The 23,812-nt window shown below is 62.5% G+C and carries 21 protein-coding genes and 2 tRNA genes; 13 read left to right on the top strand and 10 right to left on the bottom strand.

The window, feature by feature from the left end:
• Positions 1-2: 2 nt before the first annotated feature.
• Positions 3-1,823 carry an ABC transporter ATP-binding protein gene (locus GKZ68_RS18405; protein WP_173117373.1) on the top strand — a complete coding sequence of 607 codons (1,821 nt, stop codon included), beginning with the start codon at positions 3-5 and terminating at the stop codon, positions 1,821-1,823.
• A 53-nt stretch (positions 1,824-1,876) separates the two neighbouring features.
• Positions 1,877-2,395, top strand: coding sequence for a GyrI-like domain-containing protein (locus GKZ68_RS18410; RefSeq protein ID WP_173117374.1), 519 nt, complete (start codon positions 1,877-1,879; stop codon positions 2,393-2,395).
• A 145-nt stretch (positions 2,396-2,540) separates the two neighbouring features.
• Here the strand turns inward: GKZ68_RS18410 and GKZ68_RS18415 are convergent.
• A tRNA-Pro gene (locus tag GKZ68_RS18415) sits at positions 2,541-2,614 on the bottom strand.
• A gap of 121 nt (positions 2,615-2,735) precedes the next feature.
• A tRNA-Pro gene (locus GKZ68_RS18420) sits at positions 2,736-2,809 on the bottom strand.
• A gap of 218 nt (positions 2,810-3,027) precedes the next feature.
• On the opposite strand from GKZ68_RS18420, the gene GKZ68_RS21765 reads away from it, so the two are divergent.
• Entirely contained in the window at positions 3,028-3,450 is a 423-nt protein-coding gene (locus GKZ68_RS21765) for a hypothetical protein (protein WP_217275275.1), read from the top strand.
• 28 nt (positions 3,451-3,478) lie between these two features.
• Here the strand turns inward: GKZ68_RS21765 and GKZ68_RS18430 are convergent, their stop codons facing one another.
• Positions 3,479-5,275: an ABC transporter ATP-binding protein gene (locus tag GKZ68_RS18430; protein ID WP_173117375.1), complete on the bottom strand. Its 1,797-nt coding sequence runs from the start codon at positions 5,273-5,275 to the stop codon at positions 3,479-3,481.
• Positions 5,276-5,449: 174 nt separating this feature from the next.
• Between GKZ68_RS18430 and GKZ68_RS18435 the strand changes: the two genes are divergently transcribed.
• The 8 genes from GKZ68_RS18435 (at position 5,450) to coaE (ending at position 11,476) form a co-directional block, all read left to right on the top strand.
• Entirely contained in the window at positions 5,450-6,544 is a 1,095-nt protein-coding gene (locus GKZ68_RS18435) for a Glu/Leu/Phe/Val dehydrogenase (RefSeq protein ID WP_173117376.1), read from the top strand.
• A 127-nt stretch (positions 6,545-6,671) separates the two neighbouring features.
• A complete protein-coding gene (gene nusB / locus GKZ68_RS18440) occupies positions 6,672-7,841 on the top strand; it encodes a transcription antitermination factor NusB (protein WP_254244064.1) in 1,170 nt (389 codons plus the stop codon).
• Between the two features lie 42 nt (positions 7,842-7,883).
• Positions 7,884-8,195 carry a YtxH domain-containing protein gene (locus tag GKZ68_RS18445; RefSeq protein ID WP_173117378.1) on the top strand — a complete coding sequence of 104 codons (312 nt, stop codon included), beginning with the start codon at positions 7,884-7,886 and terminating at the stop codon, positions 8,193-8,195.
• A gap of 82 nt (positions 8,196-8,277) precedes the next feature.
• Positions 8,278-9,282 carry an isocitrate/isopropylmalate dehydrogenase family protein gene (locus GKZ68_RS18450; RefSeq protein WP_173117380.1) on the top strand — a complete coding sequence of 335 codons (1,005 nt, stop codon included), beginning with the start codon at positions 8,278-8,280 and terminating at the stop codon, positions 9,280-9,282.
• Positions 9,283-9,342: 60 nt separating this feature from the next.
• Positions 9,343-9,846: a DUF1573 domain-containing protein gene (locus GKZ68_RS18455; protein WP_173117382.1), complete on the top strand. Its 504-nt coding sequence runs from the start codon at positions 9,343-9,345 to the stop codon at positions 9,844-9,846.
• A gap of 118 nt (positions 9,847-9,964) precedes the next feature.
• The gene (gene yajC, locus GKZ68_RS18460) at positions 9,965-10,303 is read left to right on the top strand and encodes a preprotein translocase subunit YajC (RefSeq protein WP_173117384.1); all 339 of its coding nucleotides are present in this window, start codon (positions 9,965-9,967) and stop codon (positions 10,301-10,303) included.
• Between the two features lies 1 nt (position 10,304).
• The gene (locus GKZ68_RS18465) at positions 10,305-10,766 is read left to right on the top strand and encodes a hypothetical protein (RefSeq protein ID WP_173117386.1); all 462 of its coding nucleotides are present in this window, start codon (positions 10,305-10,307) and stop codon (positions 10,764-10,766) included.
• A 98-nt stretch (positions 10,767-10,864) separates the two neighbouring features.
• Positions 10,865-11,476 (top strand): dephospho-CoA kinase, encoded by a 612-nt coding sequence (gene coaE, locus GKZ68_RS18470; RefSeq protein WP_173117388.1) that lies wholly within the window; start codon positions 10,865-10,867, stop codon positions 11,474-11,476.
• A 27-nt stretch (positions 11,477-11,503) separates the two neighbouring features.
• Here the strand turns inward: coaE and GKZ68_RS18475 are convergent, their stop codons facing one another.
• Entirely contained in the window at positions 11,504-12,679 is a 1,176-nt protein-coding gene (locus tag GKZ68_RS18475; RefSeq protein WP_173117390.1) for a hypothetical protein, read from the bottom strand.
• Between the two features lie 59 nt (positions 12,680-12,738).
• Positions 12,739-13,041 (bottom strand): hypothetical protein, encoded by a 303-nt coding sequence (locus GKZ68_RS18480; protein ID WP_173117392.1) that lies wholly within the window; start codon positions 13,039-13,041, stop codon positions 12,739-12,741.
• Between the two features lie 299 nt (positions 13,042-13,340).
• Here GKZ68_RS18480 and GKZ68_RS18485 point away from each other — a divergent pair, with 299 nt between their 5' ends.
• Positions 13,341-13,700, top strand: coding sequence for a histidine kinase (locus tag GKZ68_RS18485; RefSeq protein WP_173117394.1), 360 nt, complete (start codon positions 13,341-13,343; stop codon positions 13,698-13,700).
• A 55-nt stretch (positions 13,701-13,755) separates the two neighbouring features.
• Positions 13,756-13,920 carry a hypothetical protein gene (locus GKZ68_RS18490; protein ID WP_173117396.1) on the top strand — a complete coding sequence of 55 codons (165 nt, stop codon included), beginning with the start codon at positions 13,756-13,758 and terminating at the stop codon, positions 13,918-13,920.
• A 549-nt stretch (positions 13,921-14,469) separates the two neighbouring features.
• Here the strand turns inward: GKZ68_RS18490 and GKZ68_RS18495 are convergent.
• From GKZ68_RS18495 to GKZ68_RS18515, 5 genes are all read right to left on the bottom strand, one after another.
• On the bottom strand, positions 14,470-17,517 hold the full coding sequence (locus GKZ68_RS18495; protein WP_173117398.1) for a PAS domain-containing protein: 3,048 nt from the start codon (positions 17,515-17,517) through the stop codon (positions 14,470-14,472).
• A 151-nt stretch (positions 17,518-17,668) separates the two neighbouring features.
• The gene (locus tag GKZ68_RS18500; RefSeq protein ID WP_173117400.1) at positions 17,669-19,525 is read right to left on the bottom strand and encodes a PAS domain-containing protein; all 1,857 of its coding nucleotides are present in this window, start codon (positions 19,523-19,525) and stop codon (positions 17,669-17,671) included.
• A gap of 128 nt (positions 19,526-19,653) precedes the next feature.
• Positions 19,654-20,091 carry a response regulator gene (locus GKZ68_RS18505; RefSeq protein WP_173117402.1) on the bottom strand — a complete coding sequence of 146 codons (438 nt, stop codon included), beginning with the start codon at positions 20,089-20,091 and terminating at the stop codon, positions 19,654-19,656.
• 27 nt (positions 20,092-20,118) lie between these two features.
• Positions 20,119-20,682, bottom strand: a complete 564-nt coding sequence (locus GKZ68_RS18510) for an ATP-binding protein (protein WP_173117404.1) — start codon at positions 20,680-20,682, stop codon at positions 20,119-20,121.
• Positions 20,679-23,765, bottom strand: coding sequence for a PAS domain-containing protein (locus tag GKZ68_RS18515; RefSeq protein WP_173117406.1), 3,087 nt, complete (start codon positions 23,763-23,765; stop codon positions 20,679-20,681). The genes GKZ68_RS18510 and GKZ68_RS18515 overlap by 4 nt, the downstream gene beginning before the upstream one ends.
• Between the last annotated feature and the right edge of the window lie 47 nt (positions 23,766-23,812).

A 23,812-nucleotide genomic window follows, 5' to 3' on the forward strand; every position in this document is an offset into this window, starting at 1 on the left:
CTATGGACCCAACCTCCGCTACCAAAACCGGCCAGGTGTTTGACTGGCAGGTGCTGCGCCGCCTGCTCACCTACGTCAAGCCCTACCGCGGCACGTTTATCGGCCTCATTGTGCTCACGGTGGCTACGGCCGTGCTGGGCACCGTGCGCCCGGCGCTTATTCAGCGCATGGTCGATGTGGATATCACCAACAACGACTGGGCGGGCCTCAACCGCTCCACACTGTGGCTGCTCGGGCTACTGCTGGTGCACACCCTGGTAAGCTACCTGCAGACCTACTACGGCGGCTGGCTAGGCCAGTACATCGTGCGCGATATCCGGGCCGACCTCTACCGGCACCTGCTCAGCCTCAAGCTCAGCTTCTTCGACCGCACGCCCATCGGCGTGCTAGTCACGCGCAACATCTCGGACGTCGAAACCCTGGCCGATGTCTTCAGCGAGGGGCTAGCCGCGATGGTCGGCGACCTGCTCCAGATTGTGTTCCTCATGATTTTCATGTTCTGGACCAACTGGCAGCTGGCGCTCATCAGCCTTTCCGTTATTCCACCGCTGCTCTTCAGCACCTACGTGTTTAAGGAAAAAGTCAAAGGCAGCTTTCAGGAAGTGCGCAACGCCGTGGCTAAGCTCAATTCCTTCGTGCAGGAGCACCTCACGGGCATGAATGTGGTGCAGATTTTTAATAACCAGGAGCGCGAGTACCGCAAGTTTGAGGCGATAAACCAGGAGCACACCCGGGCCAACATCAAGTCGGTGCTCTACTACAGCATTTATTTTCCGGTGGCCGAGGTGCTGGGTGCCATCGGCGTGGGCCTGCTGGTGTGGTATGCCGCCCAGGGCCAGATTGCGGGCACCATCTCGAAGGGCGAGCTGATTGCCTTTATTATGTATAACGCACTGTTTTTTAGGCCTATCCGTCAGATTGCCGACCGCTTCAATACCCTCCAGCTAGGCCTCGTGAGTACCGAGCGCCTGCTCAAGCTGCTCGACAACGAGGACCTGGTAGCTACTTCGGGCACCAAGCCCGTGCCGCAGCTGCAAGGCGAGGTCGAGTTTGATAAGGTGTGGTTTGCCTACAATGAGCCCGAATGGGTACTGAAGGATATCAGCTTTCACGTGCAGCCCGGCCAGACCGTCGCTTTCGTGGGTGCCACCGGCGCCGGCAAAACGAGTATTATCAACCTGCTAAGCCGCTTCTACGATATTCAACAAGGCCACATCCGGGTCGATGGCCAGGATTTGCGCGAGTACGACCTTAGCCAGCTGCGCCGTCAGATTGGCGTGGTGCTGCAAGACGTATTCTTGTTCGCCGGCTCCATCCGCGACAATATTACGCTGGGCAACAAGGAAATAAAGGATACTAAAATCTGGGAAGCCGCCGCCCTGGTGGGCGCCGAGCGCTTCATCGGGCGCCTGCCCGGCGGCCTCGACTACCCGGTGATGGAGCGCGGGGCCACGCTTTCGGTGGGCCAGCGCCAGCTCATCAGCTTCGTGCGGGCCTTGGTGTACGAGCCGCGCATTATCGTGCTCGATGAGGCTACGTCGTCGGTCGATTCGGAAACCGAGGAGATGATTCAGCACGCCATCGACAAGCTGATGGAAGGCCGCACCTCGCTCGTCATCGCCCACCGCCTCAGCACCATCCAAAAGGCCGACCGCATCATCGTGCTCGACCGCGGCGAAATCAAGGAAACCGGCACCCACGACGAGCTGCTGCGCCTCGGCGGCTACTACGCCCAGCTCTACCGCATGCAGTATAAGGGCGCGGAAAGCAATGAAGAACTAGGAATGAAGAATGAGGAAGTGCGGCTTTCGAACGAGGGCTAGCGGGCGCTCAATTGCGACAGGTACTACTTCATTTTCAATTTCTTATTCACTCTATGCGTTTCTTCTTTCCTCTCGTTCTCATTTTTACTGCTATTGGCCTGAGCATTTATGCTTACCTGGGGGGCCTGCGCACCCCTAGCGCGGCCCTCGAAACTACCGCCGCGCCGGTGCTGCTGGCCGGCCAGCCTTTTCGCGGCAAGGTTGATGATGCCCGTTTTGGCGAGCTATTCCGCGAAGCCAAGCAGCGGCAAGATGCCAATCATGACCTCCCGTTAGCCAACCTGTACTACAATGACCCCGAGTCGGCCCACGATTCCATCCGGGCCTTTGTGGGCGTGCGCGTGCCCGATTCGGCCGCCGTGCTACCCACCGGCTGGCGCTACCGCGTGGTGCCGGCCGGCCGGCGCGTAGTGGCCGCCCGCGTGCGGGGCGTGAGCTTTCTGCTAGCCCCCGGCAAGCTCTACGCCGCTGCTCAGCAGGCTATTAAAGAGCAAAAGCTGACTAAGCAGCCCTTCTACCTCGAGCAGTTTGGCGCCGATGAGGTAGATGAATTGCGGGTGGGAGTGAAGTAGCCAAACCGCCGGCCCGGCCGACTACCGGTCGTATACCACGCCGGCAATTTGGCTTTGTGCGCCCAAAAGCCGCGCCCGGACGCAAGCCCGGAAAACTAAAAAGCCCGGCCCTTCTCCCGCGAGAAGGGCCGGGCTTTTTAGCCAGTCGGGGTGGCAGGATTCGAACCTACGGCCTCGTCGTCCCGAACGACGCGCGCTACCGGGCTGCGCTACACCCCGAAAACTAAGCGAAACCGATGGGGCGGCTCCGCGTCGGGAATTCCAAATGGGGAAAGTTGGCCTAAAAAAGCCCCCGACCCGAAGGTCGGGGGCTTTTTCGGGGGGCTAACTTGCTCCTCGGTCGGAGTGGCAGGATTCGAACCTACGACCTCCAGCACCCCATGCTGGCGCGATACCAGGCTACGCTACACCCCGAGGGCATTTGGAAGTGCAAAGGTAGGCAATCAAAACGTGTTTTCGCAAGGCTAGCCAGCGCTTTTCGGCTGCCTGCCCTCGAAAATAAAGCTAAAAGCGTAGCTAGCAGCGAATAAAAAACAACTATACGGTTTGTGAAGTAGCATACTTCGTGCTGCTGTATCTTTACCCGGCTAATTTACCAGAACTAGGGACCCGGCTTTATTTTGTATTACTTTATGAAATCAGTATCTATACTAGCGGCCGGCTTGCTGCTGGCCCCGCTTGGGCTGCTGGCCCAGACTACGCCCCCAGCTAAACCGGCGGCCCCCGCTGCTGCTGCCACTACTGCGCCTGCGGCGGCTCCGGGCACGCCCGCACCCATCGCGCTAGCCCCCGTAACCCCGGCGCCCGACCCGAACGCCTTGAAAATCAAGGCCGACCAGAACCCCATTGCGCACACGCTCACCGTGCGTTGCGATGCGCCCGGCCCCACGCGCTTCGAAATCAACGACAAGGAAGGCCACCCGGTACTCACCAAAACGGTGATGGTCGGCACCACCCCCACCGTGATGCGCGTGGGCACGCTACCCGCCGGCCCCTACGTGGTGCGCTGCACCGCCGGCGAGAAGAAAGGCACCAAGCTGATACAGCTGCAATAGCCAAGCTGGCCAGCGCCGCTCCGGCTGCTTACGAAGCTGTGGCCTCGGCCTGAAGCTGGCGCTCGTAGAGGGCGCGGTACAGACCCTCGGGCTCGGCCATGAGGGCGGTGTGGGTGCCGTGCTGCACTATCTGGCCGTCGTCGAGCACGAGTATTTCATCGGCTAGCTTCACCGACGATACGCGGTGTGAGATGATAAGGCTGGTGCGGTTCTTCATCACGCGCTGCAGGCTGTCGAGAATGGCGTTCTCGGTCTTGGTATCCACGGCCGAGAGCGAGTCGTCGAGAATCAGAATTTTAGGCTCCTTCACCAGGGCGCGGGCCATGCTCACGCGCTGTTTCTGGCCGCCCGAAAGCGTGATGCCGCGCTCGCCCACTTTGGTATCGAAGCCTTCGGGGAAGCGGATAATGTTGTCGTACACGTCGGCGTCGCGGGCGGCCTGGGTCATGCGGTCCTCATCGGGCTGGTCGAGGCCGAAGTTGATGTTGTTGCGAATGCTGTCGGAGAAGAGGAAAACGTCCTGCGGCACGTAGCCGATTTGCTCGCGCAGGCTAGCCAGCGCGTAGTCGCGCACATCGGTACCATCTAGCCGAATAGCCCCGCTCGTTACGTCATACAGCCGGCAGAGCAGCGCGGCAATGGTGCTCTTGCCCGAGCCGGTGTTGCCAATCACGGCGAGGGTCTGGCCCGGCCGGATGCGGAAGCTCACGTCGCGCAGCGCCTTAATACCGGTGTCGGGGTAGGTAAACGTAACGTGGTCAAATACAATGTCGCCCGCGATTTCCTGGCGGATGTGCTGGCGCGAAACGATGTCGGTTTTCTCGTCCAGAAACTCGTTGATGCGGGCCTGCGAAGCCTCGGCGCGCTGCACCAGCGAGGAGGTCCAGCCGAGCGCCGTTACGGGCCAGGTCAGCAGATTCACGTAAATAATAAACTCGGCGATGCTGCCCGTCGTGATGGTGCCCCGGATAACCTCTTGGCCGCCAATCCAGACCGTGACAATGGTGCTGATGCCCACCAGGAACATAATCAGCGGAAAAAACAGGGAATTGACGAAGTTGAGGCTCAAGGACTTGTCTTTGTATTCGTTGGTTGATACCTGAAACTGCTCGTAAGAATCCTGCTGGCGCACGAACGACTTGAGCACCCGAATACCCGAAAAGGCTTCCTGGGTAAAGGTCGTCATGGCGGCCAGGGCCTTCTGAATGTCGTCCGACTTCTTCTCAATCAGGTTGTTGATGTAAAAAATGCTCGCCGACAGAACAGGCAGCGGCAGCAGCGTGAGCACCGTCAGGCGCACATTTACCAGCAGCATGAGCGGCACCACGAGGATGAAGAGCACCACTAATTGCAGGAAATACATAATGCCCGGTCCGAGGTACATGCGCACGCGGCCCACATCTTCGGAGATGCGCGACATGAGGTCGCCGGTGCTGTGGCGGCGGTAGAAGGCGAGCGGCAGCGACTGGTAGTGCTGGTAAATCTGGTTTTTCTGGTCGTTTTCGATGAGCCGCGACATCACGATGAGCGTCTGGCGCATAAAAAACAGGAAAATGCCGCGCAGCAGGGCTAGCGCGATAATGACCATGCCGTAGAACAGCACGTTGCGCCCAAACAGCTGGTAGACGCCCGCCTGCGCCTGCGTGCCGGCGTAGAGGTGGTAGAGGTCGATTCCTTCATTCACCAAATCGAAGGAATAGCGCACGAGCTGAGCCGGAAAAATGGTTAGCAGCGTGCTCAGAATCACAAACAGCACCCCGCCGAGGAAATGCCATTTGTAGCGGAAAATATGCGGATTGACGGCAACCAGGGCGCGGGTGGGCATAAGCAGGGGAGGGGTTAGGGCCGGAAAACCGGGCCGCAACCGAAAAAAAACGGGTACTTTTGCACTCAGAACGGCGTTCGAGCGCTGGCCCGGAACCAGTTGCCGGGCACGGCTCTAACAAAGTTACACCCCACTCTTCCCTCCCAATCCCACCCATTTTTCCTTTTTAACCCTATGGTACTCGACGCGCCAACCCAGGCCACCGGCTCCATTTTTGAGCAGGTAGCCGAATTTCAGCACGAGCAAGTGGTGTACTGCCACGACCACGAAACCGGCCTCAAAGCCATTATCGGGATTCACAACACGGTGCTCGGCCCCGCGTTGGGCGGCACCCGCATGTGGCACTACGCCACCGAGGCCGAGGCGCTGCGCGACGTGCTGCGCCTGAGCCGGGGCATGACCTATAAGGCCGCCATCTCGGGCCTGAACCTGGGCGGCGGCAAGGCCGTCATCATCGGCGACGTGAAGAAGCTGAAAAACGAAGCGCTGCTGCGCAAGTTCGGCCGCTTCGTGAACAACCTGAACGGCAAGTATATCACGGCCGAGGATGTGAACATGACCACCAAGGACATGGAGTACATTCGCATGGAAACCAAGCACGTAGCCGGCCTGCCCGAGAGCATGGGCGGCTCGGGCGACCCCTCGCCGGTGACGGCCTACGGCACGTACATGGGTATGAAGGCCGCCGCCAAAAAAGCCTTCGGCTCGGACAGCCTGGCCGGCAAGCGCATCGCCGTGCAGGGCGTGGGCCACGTGGGCACCTACCTGCTGGAATATCTGCAAAAAGAAGGGGCTAGCCTCGTGCTCACCGACTACTACGAGGAGCGCGCCTACGAGGCGGCCAGCCGCTTCGGTGCCGTGGCCGTGGGCCTGGAAGAAATTTACGACCAGGACGTGGACATTTACTCGCCCTGCGCGCTGGGGGCCACCATCAACGACGACACCATCGGCCGCCTCAAGTGCCGCGTCATTGCCGGCTCGGCCAACAACCAGCTAGCCCGCGAAAACGAGCACGGCCCCGAGCTGGTGCGCCGCGGCATCGTGTACGCGCCTGACTTTCTGATAAATGCCGGCGGCCTCATCAACGTCTACTCCGAAATAACGGGTAGCACCCGCCAGGGTGCCCTGGCCCAAACCTCCAACATCTACGACTATACCCTGCAAGTGCTGGAGAAAGCCGAGCAGGAAAACAGCCACCCCCAGGCGGCTGCCATCCGCCAGGCCCAGGAGCGCATCGAAGCCGTGGGCCGGGTAAAAGCGACCTACTAAAAAAATTATGAATTGAGAAGTATGAATTGGGCAAGCTGCTTGGTCCCATTCAGTTGTTCTCAATTCATAATTCATAATTCATAATCAACCGAAAATGCTAAACCGCCGTCTTCTCCGCATCAAAGTCATGCAGGCCCTTTATGCCTACCAGCAAGCGGTTGCCGCCGATTTGCTGCTGGCCCAGGACCGCATCGCGGCGGCTTTTGAGCCCGACCTCACCGCCGACAAGGCCCCCGACCGCCGCCTGCTCGAAGGCCAGCGCAAGCTGGGCGAAGCGCAGCTGCGCGACTGGCACCGCACCGGCGAGCTGCCCGAGTCGGGCTCCGACGACAAGGAGGTGGCCGCCGCTGTAAAAGGCGCCATCGAATACTACGAGCGGCTGGTAAACAAGGAAGGCGCGTTCTACGGTGGGCAGCTGCTGCACGGCGCCGAGAGCATTCACGACCAGTACCTGCACCTGCTGAACATGCCGCAGGCGCTGCTGCAAGTCATCACCGAGGACAATGAGCGCGAGGCGCGGCGCTACACCGGCCCGCGCTTCGATACCGAAGGCACGGCTAGGCTGTTCGGCAACGCTGCTTTTGCCAAGCTCAAGGAAAACGAGCAGCTGCTGCAAACCACCATCAAGCGCAAGCTGCAATGGACGGACAGCGAGGAGCTCGACGCCCTGCGCGAAGCCTGGCAGAAGGAGATGAAGCCCGACGAAACCGTGCAGGCTTACCTGGCCGGCAAAAATACGGGCCTGGCCGAAACCGACTACGACACCGACATGGAGCTGGCGCGCCACCTCTACAAAGACTTCGTATTCAAGGGCGAAGCCCTGCCGCGCTGGCTCGAAAGCAACGACCTGAACTGGGAGGAAAACCGGCCCATCGTGCGCAACCTGGTGCTTAAGACCCTGAAAATGCTGCCCTACGCGGCCGATGAGAAGCAGGAGCTGATGAACCTGAGCGCCAACTGGCAGGACGACCGCGACTTTGCCGAAACGCTCTACAAGCAGACCCTGGCCGATGATGCGAAGTCGGAAAAGCTCATCGCCGAATCGACCCAGAACTGGGACGTGGAGCGAGTAGCTTTGCTCGATAAAATCATTTTGAAGATGGCGCTTTGCGAGATGCAGCTTTTTCGGGGCATCCCGGTGAAGGTGACCATCAACGAGTACATCGAAATCAGCAAGCTGTACAGCACCCCGAAGAGCAAACAATTCGTAAACGGCATTTTGGATAAGCTGGCCCAGGACCTGGCGGCTAGCGGCGAAATTCGCAAGTCGGGCCGCGGCCTGCTGGACAACCAGTAGCTTTTCCTTTAACTCCTTTTCTCTCACCACCCTTCCTCTCAAATGGCTAGCAAAACCACCACCGGTATCTTGTGCTTCACGGGCGGCGCCCTGGCTGGGGCCGCCATTGGCCTGCTCTACGCGCCCGAAACCGGCCGCGAAACCCGCTCCTGGCTCAGCTACCAGCTGGAGAAATATCGCTCGGTGCTGGCCGACCTCACCGAAAGCCTCGTCACGAGCCGCGACAACACCCCGTCGTCGGCCAAAAGCGAAGGCCAGCGCGTGATTCAGGACGCCAAAAGCAAGGCCGAGCAGCTGCTGGGCGATGTGGACCAGCTCATCAGTCAAATCAACTCGCGGCGCGCCATCAACTAAGCTAGCGGCGGGTGCGATGGGCTAGCCCCGTCGCACCCGCTTGCTTTTGGCGCCCTTACTACTTCCTGTTACCACCTTTTGTATGCATTTCGTAACCCTCATTCCCGGCGATGGTATCGGTCCGGAAATCACCCGTGCCGTTGTCGATATCCTCACCGCCGCCCAGGCGCCGGTGCAGTGGGAAACCCACAACGCGGGCGAAACGGCCCTGGCCGAAAGCGGTGCCCTGCTACCCCAAACGCTGTTTGACTCGCTGGAGCGCACCCGTGTGGGCCTCAAAGGCCCTGTGACCACGCCGGTAGGCAAAGGGTTTCGCAGCGTAAACATTACGCTGCGCCAGAAATACGACCTCTACCAGAACGTGCGCCCGGCCAAGACGACGCCCGGCATCGAAACGCCCTTCAAAGGCATTGACCTGGTGCTGTTTCGCGAGAATACCGAGGGCCTCTATGCCGGGCTGGAGTTGTGGGACGAGCGCCTGGGCATTGCCGATTCCATCAGCCGCAACACCGTGGTGGGCTGCCGCAAAATCTGCCGCGCCGCCTTTGCCTACGCCGCCAAGCACGGCCGCAAGCACGTGACGCTGGCCCACAAAGGCAACATCCTGAAGCAGGCCGGCAAGCTTATGATTGATGCCTGCAAAGAGGCGTCGGCCGAGTTTCCGGAGGTGACGTTTTACGACGACCGCATCATTGATAATATGTGCATGCAGCTGGTGAATAAGCCCCAGCAGTTCGACGTGATTGTGACCACCAACCTGTTTGGCGACATCCTTTCCGACCTCTGCGCTGGCCTCGTGGGCGGGCTAGGGGTGGTGGCCGGTGCCAACATCGGCGACAATATGGCCATCTTCGAGGCCGTGCACGGCTCGGCCCCCGACATTGCCGGCCAGGGCAAAGCCAACCCCACCGCCCTGCTGCGCTCGGCGCTGATGATGCTTGAGCACCTGGACGAAAAGCCTTATGCGGAGCGCATTGAGGCGGCCCTCAACGAAACGCTGCTGCACAAAGAGCAGTGCACCGGCGACCTCGGCGGCCGGGCCTCGACCAGCGAATTTGCCCAGCATATTATTGATAAGCTGAAGTAATCGATTTTAACCCCTGACCATCGGGCGCAGGCTAGCCAGGCCGCGCCCGATGCTGCGTATATGCTGCGTTCTACTCTCTACTCTCTTGCCGTGGCGGCCCTGCTGCTGGGCGGCTGCAACCGCGACAAAACCGAAGCCGGTACCCAGGGCATGAATGCGGCCGCCGACGAGGCGGCCACCGATGCCAAGGCTAACCCCACCATCGATAACCCCAACGTGGCCAGCGATACCGAGGCGCCCAACCCCAACGCACCGGTACTTACTTTCGCCGAAAAGCAGTTCGATTTTGGCGATATTCAGCCTGATAGCAAGGTGCAGCACGTCTTCAAGTTTACGAACACCGGCAAGACGCCGCTGCTCATTGCCGATGCCACGGCCAGCTGCGGCTGCACCACCCCCAGCTGGACTAAAAATGCGGTAGCGCCCGGTGCCACCGGCGAGATGGAAGTGCAGTTTGACAGCCACGGCAAGCAGGGCCTCATCAGCAAGCAAGTGAGTGTGCGGGCCAATACCCAGCCCAGCATCACGACTATCTACATCAAAGGCAATGTGCTGACGAAGTAAGGCGCCGTGCTGGCTAGGGTGGTAGCCGCTACAACGGCGCTGGCTAGCCTACCTTGCTGCCCGGTTATTTCTCGGCCTTGTCAGTTCCGCGTTTTTTGCGCTTTCTTAGATTTAACTCATGACTTTTTTAACTCTCTTGCTTCAGGCACCTGCATCGGGCAGCGGCATCATGCAGCTTATCTTCCCGGCAGCTATCGGCCTGGTGCTGTATTTCTTCATGATTCGGCCGCAGCAGCGCAAAACCTCCGAGGCCAAGGCCTTTCGCGAGTCGCTGGTGAAGGGCACCCGCGTAGTCACTATCGGCGGCCTGCACGGCCTGTTGGTCGAAGTAGGCCCCGAAACCGTGCTGCTCGAAGTAGAGCGTGGCCAGCGCCTGCGCTTCGACCGCAGCGCCATCGCGCGCGTGGCCGGCTCGCCCGCCACTGCCACCGATAGCGCCACGCCGATAGCCAGCTAGCATGAGGCCCGCGCCGCCCCCCGCCGCCAGCGGCCGGGCTAGCCAGGTGCTCGGTCGCCTGCTGCGCCCGCTGGTAGGCCGCGAGCCGAGCTTTTACCGCGCTGTGCTGGCGTGCTTCGTGATAGCCAGCACGTTGTGGATGCTGCGCTCGCTCAGCAACAGCTACACCGCCTCGCTCGACTACCCAGTGCGCTGGCGCTACAATGCCCGGCGCTATCACCCGGCGCGCCCCCTGCCGCCCACCGTGCCTATCGAGGTGCGGGGCAATGGCTGGCGCCTGCTTAGCCGGGCCGTGGGCCTGCACTTGCCGCCCGCCGAGGTGCGCTTGCGGCTGCCTGGCACGCCGCCGCCGCGCTCGCCGCTGCGGCCGCCGCTGCGCCGCTCGCTGGGCACCGTGCGCCTAGTGCGCTTGCCCGCCGACTCGGCCACGTATTATTTGGTATCGGGCGGCGACTCGCTGTGAGAGGTATAAGTCAAAAGTTAGGAAGTATGAGTTGATGCTCATAAAATCGTTAGAAACCTTATCGCCAACTCATAATTCTTACCTCATAACCCCAACAAATGCTTCGCATTGGTATTACGGGCGGTATTGGCTCGGGCAAGAGCGTGGTGGCGCGGGTCTTTGCCGCGCTCGGCGTGCCAGTATACGACTCCGACAGCCGTGCCAAGCATGTGATGGCCAATGATTTGGTGTTACGGGCGCAGTTGCAGCAAGCCTTTGGGGCCGAGGCATACGACGCGGAGGGCCAGCTCAATCGCTCCCACCTGGCCAGGGTCGCTTTCAACGATGCGGCCCAGCTGGCTAGGCTCAATGCGCTGGTGCACCCGCGCGTGGGCGAAGATTTTGCCGCCTGGGCGGCCGCGCAGGCAAGGGCCGGCTCCGCGTATGTGCTGAAAGAAGCCGCTTTGCTCTACGAGTCAGGCTCTTACCGGGGGCTCGACGGCATTATTACCGTGTTTGCGCCGGCCGAAGTGCGGGCGGCGCGGGTGCTGCGGCGCGACAGCCACCGCTCGGCTGCCGACGTGCAAGCCATTATGAGCAAGCAGCTTAGCGAAGAAGAAAAGCTGGCTAGGGCCGACTACGTCATCTACAACGACGACTCGCAGCTGGTGCTGCCCCAAGTACTGGCGTTGGATAAGAAATTCGGCATGCGGAATGAAGAATTACGCTAGCGGCAATGCCTCACTCCGCATGCTGAATTACCTGATAATCGGGTAACGCTCGAAGGGCCGGTCCACAAATAGCTTGCGGTAAGTAGCGTGGGTCTTGATGATTTTGGCGCCGATGCTGCGCGTGGTTACGAGCATGCGGGGGTTAAAATCGCCAATCCAGTTCATCTCAATGTCGCGGTAGCCAATGTTGCTGAACGGCAGCTGCGTCCAGGCCACGAGCGCTTGGTCTACGCCTTTGCCTTGGAACTCGGGTACTACTCCGTAGATAATGCCCAGCATTTTTTTGTCGCGGCGCCGCATGTAGCGCCATTGCTGGTACACAAAGCGCAGCTTACCAACCAGGTTGAGGCGGTGGCCGATGTGCTTGAAAATTTGGTTCAGCTCGGGAATATTGATGAAGAAAGCCACCGGCTCGTCGCCGTGGTAAGCGAAGGTGAGCAGGCGCTCGTCGAGCACGGGTTTCATCTCGCGCACAATGGTGCGGGCCTGCTCAATAGTCATGGGCTGCACCCCGGCGTGGCGGCCCCAGGCCAGGTTGTAGACGTGGTGAAAATCCTGGGCCAGCTTCTCGGGCTCGGCCTTGCGGGCGTGCACAAAGCGAAACTCGCCGCTAGCCTGAAAATCGGTCAGCTTCTGGTGGAAGCTGGGGTGTAGCGGCAGCAGCACCGGCCGCCAGCAGGTATACTGCTTGAAGTAGAGCTGAAAGCCGTAACCCTCAAACAGCCTTTGGTAATACGCTGGATGCCAGAACATGCCGTAGTTGGGCTCGCGGTCGAAGCCATCAATAAGCACGCCCCAGAACCGGTCGCGGTCGCCGAAGTTGATGGGGCCGTCCACGGCTAGCATGCCGCGCGCCCGCAGCCAGTCGCCGGCCACGTCGAAGAGCTGGTTGGCCGCCGCCTGGTCATTAATGCACTCAAAAAAGCCCAGGCCGCCCGCTGGCAGGCTGGCATCGGTAGCCGTGGCGGTGAGCACATTTACAAACGCCGCGATGCGGCCGATGACCGCGTCCTGGGCGTCGGTGAGCAGCCAGCGCTGCGCCTGGCCGCCGGCGGCGAAAAGCTTATTCTTAGCCGGGTCAAACACGGCCTCGACCTCATTATCGAGCGGGCCGATATAAGCCGGCTCGTGGCGATGCAGGCGGTGGGGCAGGGCGCAAAACTGCCGCTGCTGGGCCTTGGAGAGAACTTCGAGAAGTGGCATAGCGGCAAAGGTAGGGCTAGCCTCCGGCCCTAAGGCCGCCGCAGCCTGCCGCCAGAAGGCTAATACGCTGCCAGCACCTGGAACAACCTGGCGCATCCCGAAGACCAGGGCGGGCCGCAGGCCGCCCTGGTCTTCGGGCCTACCACACCTATCAGCGAGCCGAAAACCAGCGCCGAGCCTACGGCCGACTGCTTGCCGAAGCTCCGGTACTCGTAGGTGTTCGGCGTGGTCCCGGGCATCGCTACGAGTTCACCAACCCCGCCTACCAGCAAGTATTTTCGCGCCGGCAGCTGCTGGGCCGGCCCATTGCCGAAGCCCTGCCCGAGGTAGCCGAGCAAGGCTTGATAAAGGTGCTCGACCACACGTATATCACCGGCGAAAGCCTCCGCGACCCGGCCCCTGCGCGTTGGGCTGAAGCGTCGGCCCAGGCCTGCTTTACAGGAAATTTACGTAAACCTGACCCTGCAGCAATTCAAAGAGCAGAACCAACCGGCGGGTATCCTGGTTTTTGGCGTGGAAGTGACCGACCTGGTGCGCGCCCGTGCCGAGCTAGCTGAGCTGCGCGCGCGGGGCACGGGCGGCCCCGGCGCTCCGCACGAGCGCTAAGTGGCCGGCCCGTTGCCCTTTCTATATTGCCCTGGTTTTTCGCTTCACTCCCCTTATGGCACTTTCTCCCTTCGACTTTCAACAGGCCCGCGTCAAGCAGGTATTGTTTAAGTCGCGGCTGCGCTCGGTGCTCTACGGGGTGCGCGAGGCTGATGCCACACTTTTTTCGCCCGCCGACAGCCCGTTGGGCCAGTGGCTACAAACGGTGCTCAAGCCCGACTACGGCACCCGGCCCGAGGTGCGCGAAGCGGAGCGCCTGTTGCAGCAACTTCTGCGTACTGGCCAGGACCTGACCACCCGCTACCAGCGGGGCCAGATTGAGGAGGCCCGCGCCGGCCTCGACCAGGTAAACACGCTTGCCGACCAGATAGATGCGGTGCTGCTAGGCCTGCAACACAGCCTTGGGATGAGCTAGGCAACCCCCGCGCCCCACCCTCCGTTAAGGACGTGGCTCGACTACGCGCTCGCCTATGAAACGCACTGAAATCATCATCCGCCAAGACCGTATTGTGTATACGCTGCTCATCGTGACGGCGGCTATTGGCTTAGCGTGGGTGCTGTGGCGGCACCAATACCTGCTCGACCGCAGCAAATCAGGGACAGCCGCCGTGCCAACCGCGTCGGCGCCCCGCTAGGCGCTGCCGGCCCAGCTGCTTCGGGCCAGCCATACCGTAGAAACAGCTGTTAGGCGGTTGGTTACCAAAAAAATATTGTCGTATCCAGACAAGTTGTTGCCGGCTCCGCGTAATAAAGGGGCCTCGAAGCTGCCGCGCCGCAAGAGCCAGGCGTAAAAATCAACCCGCAGAACTGCTCAGCCGGGCTAGGGTATTCTCGCCGGCTACTGCGGAAGGCGTAGCTGCAAAATATTCTTAGCATTGTCTTTGGTGAGGGACTTGCTCACAAGCCTGGCAATGAGCAGCTCCTGAGTTCGGACTAGGTCGCGGCCATAGCGGCTGGTAGGCTTCCGGAAACCCGATGCCGGTCATCACGGGCCTGTTTACATCACGCGGGATGAGGGCGGGCAGGGGCAGGGCCTCGGCAACTAGCAGGCGACCAGCTATGCCCAGGTACTTGAGTAGCAGCTCATTCAACAAGTTGCTGGTCGAGTCGTCATCGACTGGCAAGATGCTGGAGCGCGTGGGCCTGCGGGGCGGCAAGTGGCCGACTAAGTTAACCAGGAGCGGCTAGCCTGGCAAAGCTACCGTAAAGGTAGAGCCCACGCCGGGCTGGCTTTGCACCGTGATGGTGCCGCCCGCGTTTTCGACTATGCGCTTGACCATGTAAAGACCCACGCCCGAGCCCTCAACGTGCGTGTGCAGGCGCCGGAACATGCCAAACAGCTTGCTCTGTTGGGTGGCGTCGAGGCCCAGGCCATTATCCTGCACCTCCAGCAACAGCTGGCCCTCGGCGCGGCGGCAGCGTAGCGCTATGATGGGCAGCCGGTCGGGCGCGCGGTATTTGAGGGCATTGCTGAGCAGGTTGTATACGATACTGCGCAGGTTTTTGGCGCTGAACTGCACGGTAGGGCAGCTGGCAATCTCTACCGCGAGGCTAGCCCCGGCGGCGGCCAGGTCGATAGCCAGGTCGAGGCGCACGGCGCGCACCAGCGCGGCCAGGTCTACCGCCTCGGCGGGCGAGCCATCGGCTTGTTGCAGCTTCGACACGTCGGTTAGGTGGGCTAGCGTTTCGCGAAAGCGCTCCACTGCGCCATCCATCATGCCGAGCAGGCGCGTCACCAGCGGGGCCTGCAAGGCCGCATCGGGCAGCTGCTGGCGCAGGGCCGTGAGCAGGCCTTCCAGGTTGGCAATGGGTGATTTCAGGTCGTGGCTGGCCGTGTACACGAAGGTGTCGAGGTCGGCATTAGTGCGGCGCAGGCGCTGGTTGGTGGTGGCCAGCTCGTCGGCGATGGCCTGGGCCTGCTGGCGGCTTTCCTCCACCGCCCGGCGGGCGCGCACCTGCTCGGTCACTTCGTAGGCAAAAACCAGGATGCCATCGATTTGGCCGTGCGCGTTGTGGCGGGGCTGGTAGGTGAAATTAAAAAACAGCTCCTGCAGCTCGCCGCCGTCGTGGCGCGCCAGCTGCAGGGGCAGTTCCTGGGCCACGAAGGGCTCGCCGGTGGTGTACACATGGCCGAGTAGGCCAGGCACGGCCGTATCGGCCAGCTCGGGCAGGGCCTCAAACACCGGCCGGCCGGCCAGCGCCCGGCCCGGAAATATCTGCTGGTAGGCCGGGTTCACGAGCTGGTACACGTAGCCAGGCCCATCGAGAATGGCAATGGGGGCCGGCGCATCCATAAACAGCGTGTGCAGCAGCCCGCGCTGCTGGTCGGCCTCGCGGCGGGCCAGCACCTGCGCCGTTACTTCATAGGTAAAAACCGAGATGCCCACGATGCGGCCATTTTCGCGGTAGGGCTGGTAGGCGAAGTTGAAAAACTTGGTTTGGGCGGGCTGGCCGTCGGGCTGCGCAACGGCTAGCGGCAGCTCAGTGCCAAAATACGTTTCGCCCGTTTGGTACACCCCGTCGAGCAGGGCCACAAATCCCTGCGCCGCCGCTTCGGGCTGGGCTTCCGCAATGGTGCGCCCCAGCAACGCCCGGCCCGGAAACAGCGCCTGAAAAGCCGGATTAATGTACTCCATGCGGTGCTCGGGCCCGCGCAGCAACCCAACGGCGGCCGGCGTTTGCTCAAACACCTGGTAGAGGTCCTCCCGCTCCTGGGCCCGGCGCTGGGCGGCGGCCAGCACTTCGGCCTGCAAGGTGGCCGCCCGCTGGCGCGCCCGCACTTTCTCGGTAGCATCGACCAGAAAGGCCAGAATCCCCTGCACCTCTCCCTGGCCAGTAAGAATGGGCTGATACACGAAGTCGAGGTAGCGCTGCTCAAGCTGGCCGGTGGCCGCATCGAGCAGCTGCACCGGTGTTTCGGCACCCGCGTGGGGCTGCCGGCTGGTATACACCTGGTTGAGCAGCGCAACGAAGCCCTGCGCCTGAATTTCGGGTAGCTGGTCGGCTACTCTGTGCGTTAGCTGGGCCCGGTGCCCAGTCAGCGCCAGGTAATTCTCATTAAAAAACGAATACCGATGCTCGGGCCCGACCAAAGTGGCGATGGCGGCCGGCACCTGCCCCAATATCTGGCTGAGCAGGCGCTGCTGCTGCCGCAGCTGCTCGCGCTGCTGCTCGGCCTCGCGCAGGGCGGCCTGCACATCCTGGCTGCGGGCCCGCACGCGGTCTTCCAGCTCCTCGTTCAACTGGCGTAGGGCCTGCTGCGTGTTGGTAAGCTCGGTATTGCTGACCAAAAACTCCTCGTTGGCGGCGTGCAGCTCCTCGTTCGACGCGTCGAGCTGCTCATTGAGGCTAGCCAGCTGCCGGGCCGTGGCCTCTACCTGGTGGCGGGCCAGCACCTGCGCCGTCACGTCGTAGGCAAAGACTAGAATACCATCGATTTGGCCGCGCAGGTCGCGCCGGGCCTGGTAGATGAAGTTGTAGTAGCGCTTTTCCAGCTCGGCCGGCCGGGCATTATCATGGTCGAGCTGCACCAGCATCTCCGTAGCCACGAAGGGCTCGCCGGTGCGGTACACCTTGTCGAGCAGCTCAAAAATGGGCTGGCCAGCCAGTTCGGGCATGGCCTTGGCAATGGGCTTGCCTAGCAGCGGGCGCTCGCCTACCAGAGCTTGATAAGGACCATTCACCAATTGAAACCGGTGTTCGGGTCCCTCGAAAATGCAAATCATGGCTGGTGCCTGCATTAGCACGTGGTGCAGCTGGGCGCGCTGCAGCTCGGCTGCGGCGCGGGCTTCCTGCTCGCGGGCCTGGCTAGCACGCAGGGCGTCTTCGCTGGTGGAGCGCGGATAGTCGCTGGTATCGGTAAGGCTCACCAGCAGGCCCGTGCCTACGCGCCGGGCCGCCAGGTGCAGATAGTTAGCGCGGCTATCGGCCTGGTGGCTTAGCATGAAGCGCTGCGGCTCGGTAGTCAGGAGTGCGTTGCGGTGAAAGGCAAAGCTGCCATTGACGAGGCTCTGCGGAAACTGCTGCAGGTAGGTAGCAGTCGGCCGGGCCGGTAGCCCCAGCAGGCGCTGGGCCGCCGGATTGAGATACGTAAATGCCAGGTCGACCACCGCGCCGGTAACATCGGTTATGGGCGCATAGCCCACTACACCCGCCAGCGACAAGTCGAGCAAGGCCGGCAGCAAGTCGCTTTCAGGAAAAAAATCGGCGGGTAGCGAAGCCGAAACGGGCATAGAAGAACTCAAAAGCACAAAATCGGCAGCTAGCCTAGCGCCGTCCCGGCCAGTGTTTAATTAATGTAAAGCTATTGTCGGGCCTAGCCGTAATAAGTGAAACGCTTACGTAGGCGAAATAATTGTCTGTCAGACCCCTAGTGCTACTGCGCTAAGCTGGGTGCTGAGCCGCCGGCCCGGCTACTTTATTAGCAAAAATTGAAACTCCTACAATAGCTTCGCTTTCATAGTACGCCTGGTAGGTGAAGGTGAAGTAATGCAGCTGGGGCGGCCCGCTAGGCTGGTCGAGCAGCACCGGCAGGTCTTGGCCAAAATACGTTTCGCCGGTACGGTACACCTGGTCGAGGCGGGCAGCTTCGCCGCTGCCCACGGCTTCGGGCAGGGCCTCGGCCAGGGGGCGGCCCAACAGCTGCCGGCTCGGAAAAAATGACTGATAGGCCGCATTCACGTAGTCGAAGCGGTGCTTGGGGCCGCGCAAAATGGCTACGGCGGCCGGCGTGTGGGCAAATACCTGGTACACCGTTTCGCGCGCCTGCGCCTGGCGCTGGCTGGCGGCCTGCACCTGCGCTTGCAACGCCTCGGCGCGCTGGCGGGCCTGCACTTTGTCGGTCACATCAATGATAAACGCCAGGATACCTTCGGTTTGCGTCCGCTCATCCACGAGCGGCTGGTAGCTGAAGTCGATAAACAGGTGCTCAGACTGGCCGGTAGCGCGGTTGTGCAGCTGGGCCGGGGTGTCCTGGCCCCGGAAGGGCTGGCCGGTCGTGTACACCTGGTCGAGCAGGCTCACGAAGCCCTGTTCTACTACTTCCGGAAACACTTCGGCCACAGTTTGGCCAAGCTGGGCCCGGTGGCCCGACAGCGCCTGGTAGGTATCGTTAAAGAAGCTAAAGCGGTGCTCGGGCCCGCTGAGGGTGGCAACGGCGGCCGGCACCTGCCCCAGTATCTGGTCGAGTAGGTGCTGCTGCTTGGTGGCCTGGGTGCGCTGCTGCTCGGCTTCGTGCAGGGCCGCCTGCAATTGCTGGGTGCGCTCCTGCACGTGGCCTTCCAGGCGCTGCTGCACCAGCAGCACTTCCTCCTGGTTGATGAGCAGTTCCTGGTTGCTCAGGTGCAGGGCCTGGTTGAGGGTGGCTAGCTGCTTGTTGAGGTCTTGCACCTGCTGGCGGGCCACTACCTGCTCGGTTACTTCATTAGCTACTACCATGACGCCCGTGATGTGGCCATTGGCCTCGCGCACGGGCAGGTACACAAAGTTCCAGTACACGGTTTCGCGGCGGCCGTTGCGGTCGTGCTGGGCGGGCATTTCGCGGGCCACGTAGGGCTCGCCGGTAGCCAGTACGCCGGCCAGCAGCTCCTCGAAACCCATGCCGGCCACCTCGGGCAAGGCCTCAAACAAGCCTTTACCGATAATATCCTCGGCCCGGCGGCCCCACAGCTCGCACACCTGCGGGTTGGCCAGCTCAATAATATTATTGGGGCCCCGGTACACGGCGATGGCCACCGGCGCCTGCTCAAAAATGCGCTGCAGCTCGCCGCGCTGCCGCTCGGCTTCGGCCAGGGCGGCCTGCTCGCGGGCCTGGCTTTCGCGCAGCGCGGCCTGGGCCTGCACCTGGGCCGTAACGTCCGTTACGGCGTGCAGCACGTGTTCTACGCGGCCATCGGCTCCGAATACTGCGCTGTTGTGCGGCAGCCAGTGGCGCTCCACAAACTGGCCGGGGGCGGCGGGGTCGGGCACGTCGTAGCGCTGCTGCGGCAATTCCTGCGACTCGCCGGTGGCCAGCACCTGCTCAAACGAGGTCCGCAGGTTGCGCACGCTATTGGCCTCGGGCGTGTCGGGATTGTCCCGAAAAACTTCAAATACCGGCCGGCCCACCAGCTGCTCGCGCGGCGTGAGCGTGGCCGCCACGTAGGCATCGCTGGCAGCCTCCACCACCAGGGCGGGCGAGAGCAGCAGGTAAGCACCCGGCAGCGCATTAAAGACGGATAGTAAAGCAGAACTAACAGGCATGGTAACAGTACAAAAAAGCGGGCCAGGGGCACGTGCGCAGGCTAGCCTTCCCCTTACGCAAAAAACACCACAACTGATTGCCCAGCGGCGCGGCTTGGGCTGTCACTGCCCGGCAATTAGCAACGGGCTCAGCTCGCTAGCCCTTCGGCCGTGGGCAGCTGGCGCTGAAAATGCAGCTGCAAGATGGTATTGATTTTTTCTTCCGTCAGCGGCTTGCTGGCCATGCCCGCAATGGGCAATTCGTTGAGACGAGCCAGGTCGGTCGAGTTCATGCTGGTCGTCAGCACCACGATAATGATGCCTTCCTGGTGCGCCCGCGGCAGGCGCTGGTAGGCTTCCAAAAACTCCATGCCGTTCATGGCCGGCATGTTTACATCGAGCAAAATGAGCGCCGGGCACGAGGTAGACGGGGCCGCACACTCGTTTTCGAGCAGGGCTAGCGCCTCCAGGCCATCTTGGGCAATAATGAGCTGGTCGGCGACGTGCAGCGAGCGCAGCAGCGACTCGTTGAGGTAATTAGTAGTAGCGTCGTCATCGACGAGCAATATGCTGGAAAGCTTTTTCAAGGGATGTTAACTTAAGCGACTGCCCTTTTAAGGGATTTGGGTGGCCAGATGTTCCGGCGGCCGGGGCAGGGTTACGATAAAAGTGGAGCCCACCCCGACCTGGCTTTGCACCTGCACGGTGCCGCCGGCGTTTTCCACGATTTTGCGCACCATGTACAGCCCCACGCCCGAGCCCTCGACGTGCGCGTGCAGGCGCTGAAATAGCCCGAACAGCCGCTGCTGCTGGCGCTCGTCGAGGCCCAGGCCGTTGTCGTGCACGCGCAGCACCGCCGCCTCGCCCTGCGGCTGGCACTCGATGTGCACCACCGGCCCGCGGTCGGGGGCGCGGTACTTGAGGGCATTGCTGAGCAGGTTGTAAACCACCGAGCGCAGGTTTTTGGGCGAGAGCGGCAGCGTGGGGGCATCGGCCACCGCCACGGTTACCTGCGCGCCGGTGGTGGCGAGCAGCGGCGCCAGGTCGAGCTGCACGTCGGCAATGATGGCGGCCAGGCTACCGGCCTCACCGGCCGCGCTGCCTTCCTGCTGCAAGCGCGAGATATCGGTGAGGTGGCCGATGGTTTGCTGAAAGCGCGTCACCGCCTCCTGCATCATGCGCAAAATGTGCGGCACGCTGCCCCGGCCTCCTGGTTGCGCAGGTCGCGGCTCAGGGCATCGAGCAGGCCCTCGATGTTGGCAATGGGTACCTTCAGGTCGTGGCTAGCCGTGTACACAAACGTGTCGAGGTCGGCATTGGTGCGCGTAAGCTGCTGGTTGGTGGTGCCCAGCTCCAGGTTGCGGGCCTGCAATTCTGCGTTCAGCTCCAGCACTTTGCGGCGGGCCAGCACCTGCTCGGTCACGTCGAGGCCAAAGATGGACACGCCCGCAATGCGCTCCTGCTCGCGGTAGGCCTGGTAAGTAAAGTCAAAGTAGCGCGTGCGGGGCGGCAGCCCCCCTAGCGGCGTGATGGTGATGGGCACCCCGGGCTGAAACCGCGCCGTGCCATTCTGGTAAATGCCATCGAGCAGCGTCACGAGGGCAGTAGCGGTAGGCTGCACCGCCGCCAGCGAGCGCCCCCGCAGCGGCTGGCCCGGAAACAGCGCCTGGTAGGCCGGGTTGAGGTACTCGATGCGGTGCTCGGGCTCGCGCAGCAGGCAAATGACGGCCGGCGACTGCTCGAAGAGCTGAAACACATTTTCGCGGTCTTCTTTTTGGCGCTGCACGGCCGCCAGCACGGCCGCTTGCAGGGTTTCGGCCTGGCGGCGGGCCAGCACCTTGTCGGTCACATCCACGGCAAAAACCAGAATGCCCAAGGTGCGGCCCTGGCCATCGGTGAGCGGCTGGTACACAAAATCGAGGTAGCGCTGGGTGGGCCGGCTGGCGCCCGCAGGATGCAGCAAAATCGACAGCTCACTGCCCAAAAACGGCTCGCCGGTGGTGTACACCCGGTCGAGCAGGTCGATAAAGCCCTGCTCCACCACCTCCGGCAGCAGCTCGGCCACCGTGCCCCCTAGCCGGGCGCGGCCATCGGTGAGGGCCAGGTAGTGGTCATTAAAAAAAGAAAACCGGTGCTCGGGGCCGCTCAGGGTGGCCACCGAGGCCGGCACCTGCCCCAGTATCTGGCGCAGCAGGCCCTGCTGCTCGCGCAGCTGCTCGCGCTGTTGCTCGGCGGTGCGCAGGATGGCCTGGGTTTCGGCGGTGCGCTCGGCCACGCGGGTTTCGAGCTCCTCGTTGGCACCCTGCATCTGCTGGCGGGCCAGCACCTGGTCGGTTACGTCGATGGCCGAAACCGTAATGGCCGTAATGTGGCCCTGCCCATCGCGCAGCGGCTGGTAGGTAATGTGGTAGTAGCCCAGGGTGGCGTGGCCAGTGCCGGCCCGGTCTACGTGCACCGGCACTTCGCGCAGGTAATACGGCTGGCCGGTGTGGTACACATCGGCAATAATGGCCTCGAAGCCCTGCCCCGCCAGGTCGGGCAGCGCCTCGAAGTGAGGCCGGCCCAGCAATGACGCCGCGGAGCGCCCCCACAGCACTTCCATGCCAGCGTTGGCCAGCGTTATCACGTGCGTGGGACCTTCCAAAATGGTCAGCGCCATGGGGGCCTGCTCAAACACGCGCTGCAGCGTGGTACGGTCGGCCTCGGCCTGGGCCTGGGCTGGCTGCGCCTCGCGGGTGCGGGCCAGCACGCGGACTTCCAGCGCCTCGTTGCTGGCGGCTAGCGCGGTATTGAGCGCCTGCACTTGGTGGCGGGCCAGCACTTGCTCGGTTACTTCGGTGCCGCTGGCTACCAGGCCCACCGGGGCGCCCTCGGCATCGCGCAGGGGCTGAAAAACGAAATTGACGTAGGCCTGCCCCGGCTGGCCGGTGTGGGCCCGCGCCAGCGTCACGGGGGCTTCGGTGATGGTGAAGGGCTGGCCAGTGGTCAGCACATCGCCCAAAATCTGCTCGAAGCCCTGCCCGGCCGTGTCGGGCACCGCCTCAAAGTAGGGCCGGCCCAGCACCTGCGCCGGCTCGCGCCCCCAAATGGCCGCCACGGCCGGGTTGGCTAGCTCTACCCGCAGGTTGGGGCCGCGCATAATGGCAATGGCCACGGGCGACTGCTCAAACACCTGGTACAGCTGCTCGCGCTCCTGCTCGGTGGCCACCTGGGCGTGGTGCAGGGCCTGGGTGCGCTCCAGCACGCGGGCCTCCAGCTCCTCGGTGAGCTGCCGCAGCAGCCGCTGCGTACGCTCCAGCTCGGCATTGTTGGCCAGGATTTTTGCGTTGGCCGCTTGCAGCTCAGCGTTGAGCGAGTTGGTTTGCCGCTCTTTTTCCTCTATCAGCTGGCGGGCGCGCACCTGCTCGGTCACGTCGAAGGAAAAATCCAGCAGCCCGTCGATGTTGCCCTGGGCGTCGCGCAGCGCGAGCAGAAAGAAATTGTAGTAAAACTGCTCGCGCTGCCCCGTGCCGTGCAGGTCAAGCTCCAGGGGCTGCTCGGGGCTGTAAAAGGGCTCCCCGGTCTGATGTACCCGGTCGAAGGCCGCGAGCAGGCCCTGCGCGGCGGCTTCGGGCAATACCTCCCGGATGGGGCGGCCCAAAAATGCGCGCCCCGGAAACGGCAGCTGGTAGCGCGGGTTCACGAAGTCGTAGAGGTAGTCGGGCCCGCGGTAGGTGGCTACCTGGGCCGGTAGCCGCAGCAGTATTTCCTGGAGGCGCTGGCGCTGGGCAGTGGCCGCCGCGTCGGCCTGCACGCGCTCCGTCACATCGGCCACGCTGTGAATAATGCCGCAAATGGCCCCGTGGGCATCGCGCACCGGCGTGTTGCGGGGCTCCCAGTAGCGCGCCAGGGTGGCGCCGGGCGTGGCCGGGTCGGGCAGGCGGTAGTGCTGCACGGGCATGGCCTGGGCCTGGCCTGTAGCCAGCACCTGCTGCAAGGAGGCGCGCAGGCTGGTCATGGTGTCGCCCTCGGGCGTACCCGGCTCGCCCGGAAAAGCATCGAACAAAGACTGCCCGACCAGCTGCGCGCGCGTGACGAATGCGTTGGCCAGGTATTCATCGCTCACGGCCGCGATGCGCAGCTCGGGCGTGAGCAGCACGAAGGCGCCGGGGAGCGCCGCAAATACCTCCGGCAGCCGCCCCAGGCTGCCCAGTAGCGGAGAGGCGGTGTGGGCAAGCGAATCAGGGCCGTCAGCCGGCGAGTCGGAAGGGTCGGGAGTCATCCAGGCGGAAATTCTTTGGCACTAGCCCTACAATAGGGCAGCCAGCG

Source organism: Hymenobacter sp. BRD128, from assembly GCF_013256625.1.
Lineage (GTDB): Bacteria > Bacteroidota > Bacteroidia > Cytophagales > Hymenobacteraceae > Hymenobacter.